The sequence below is a fragment of the Planomonospora algeriensis genome (genome assembly GCF_977012225.1).
Genome location: NZ_CDRNDK010000806.1, coordinates 1 through 1,671 on the forward strand (window position 1 = coordinate 1; position 1,671 = coordinate 1,671).

2 protein-coding genes are annotated in these 1,671 nt (G+C 66.7%); both read right to left on the minus strand.

The window, feature by feature from the left end; genetic code table 11:
* Positions 1 to 15: 15 nt before the first annotated feature.
* Positions 16 to 984, minus strand: a complete 969-nt coding sequence (locus ACWJ6R_RS35960) for a hypothetical protein (protein WP_449066484.1) — start codon at positions 982 to 984, stop codon at positions 16 to 18.
* A 3-nt stretch (positions 985 to 987) separates the two neighbouring features.
* Positions 988 to 1,671: TniB family NTP-binding protein (locus tag ACWJ6R_RS35965; protein ID WP_449066485.1), on the minus strand; the 684-nt coding region annotated here is incomplete at its 5' end.

Genomic DNA, 1,671 nt, shown 5'->3' on the forward strand with positions numbered 1-1,671 from the left:
TGTCAGTTAAGGCACTTAGTCCCTGTTTGTCTCACTTGAGCTTGGCACAGAGGGGGTGAGCATGAGCTGCTGGGGTGTGTGTCGGTGGAGAAGGCGGTTGGCCCGGAGCTGAGCGATGGTGATCTCCGGGCAGGCGGCGAGGTCGAGGTGGGGCTGGCCTGGATCGCTGAGCCAGATGCGGTGGCGTATGCAGATCTTCTGGTGAGCGGGCAGGTGGACGGGAATGCGCTCGTTGATGCCGCGGCGAGCGGTGCAACGCCGGCAGGCCGTAGTGGCGCGCAGGGGACTGACCTCGTCGTTGTGCCGGAAGGCGGGCAGGGCGCGCGCGAGGCTGGTGGCGGCGATGGCCGTGAGGTGAGCAAGGGCGAGCAGCGCGTCCGCGGTTGCAGGGACGAGCGTGTGGTGCTGGGCGCGGTCGTTGCGGTTGTTGACCTTGGTTGAGAACCAGGAGGGCAGGACGGCCAGGACCTCGGAGACGGTGAGGTGGTTGTCGTGGGCGAGTCGTGTCAGATAGGAGATGAGCGGCTCCCCGGCAAGTGGGGCGACCCGCCGTGGCAGCACCGGCGCGCGCTGGGGAGCAGGGACAAACAGGCGCGACGCTCCGTCGATGCCCTCGGCCAGAGCCTGCGGAGAGTCCTCGTTCGGATCGGCTGGCCGATGGTCTGCTGGCAGCAGGTGGCGTTGAGCAAGCCCGCGGTAGAAGGTCGCTCGACTTCCCTCGAAGCCGAGCTGGGTCACCTCTCTGAACAGGGCGCTGGGCCGGAGAACCGGATCCTCGGAGAACCGCTGCCGACAGTAGTTGGCGAGGAGGTCGGTGAGCAGGCTCGGCCTCGAGGCCCGCACTCCAGGTGTCCTGTCGCCGTTGATGTAGCCGCGGATGGTGGTCTGGCTGTGGCCAAGCTGATCGGCGATGGCCCGCGCCGACCATCCGGCTGCGTGCAGGGTGAGGATCTGCTCGGCTCTGTCTTGGGGCAGCATCGGCATCGGTCAGCTGGTGGGCGGGTGCGGGTTCTGGGAGGTGATGTCGGCGTCGACGGCGTCCAAGCCCTTCCGGGTGATCTTTTCGGTGCCGTCGAGGACGGCGTTGATGGCGGCACTGCGGATCAGCCAGAGCAGGCTTCCGATCATTCCGTGGGTGCGCTGGTGCAGGTAGCGATCAAGTTTGGTGAGGGCGCCGGGCCGGTGGTGGTGCAGGCGGAGACTGTCTTCGAGAGCGGCGATGAGGGCGCTCCATTGCTGGTCTTGGCCGAACGGGCCGGTGCGGACCATGCTGAAGCGTCCGGCGATCTGTTCGCCGCGGGCGCCGGAGAGCAGGCCAGTGCGTTCCAGGCTGATACCCGCGTAACAGAAGGTCGCGGGGATGCGTTCGGAGAAGTACTTCAGGGTGTCGGAGGCTTCAGCGCCCGCGCGGGTGGCGGTGTTGAGGTTGTGGAGTTCGTCGATCGCGACCAGACAGACACGGGCGTCGATACTGACACCGCAGACGGCGTCGGCGATGTCGGTGATGTTGCCTCGGCGTGAGATGGGCAGGTCGAAGAACCGGGCGAACTCCATCGCGATCATCTTGGGAGTCGCGGCGGGCGGAACGGTGATGTAGATGACCGGGATGTCCGCGGTGAGGTGCCCAGCAGATTCCGGACAGTCGCTTGTGGCGGAGCCTATGCGGCTTCT

Excerpts from the sequence above, each read along its gene's own strand:
- ACWJ6R_RS35960 (WP_449066484.1), bottom strand. The coding sequence starts at position 984 with ATGCCGATGCTGCCCCAAGACAGAGCCGAGCAGATCCTCACCCTGCAC.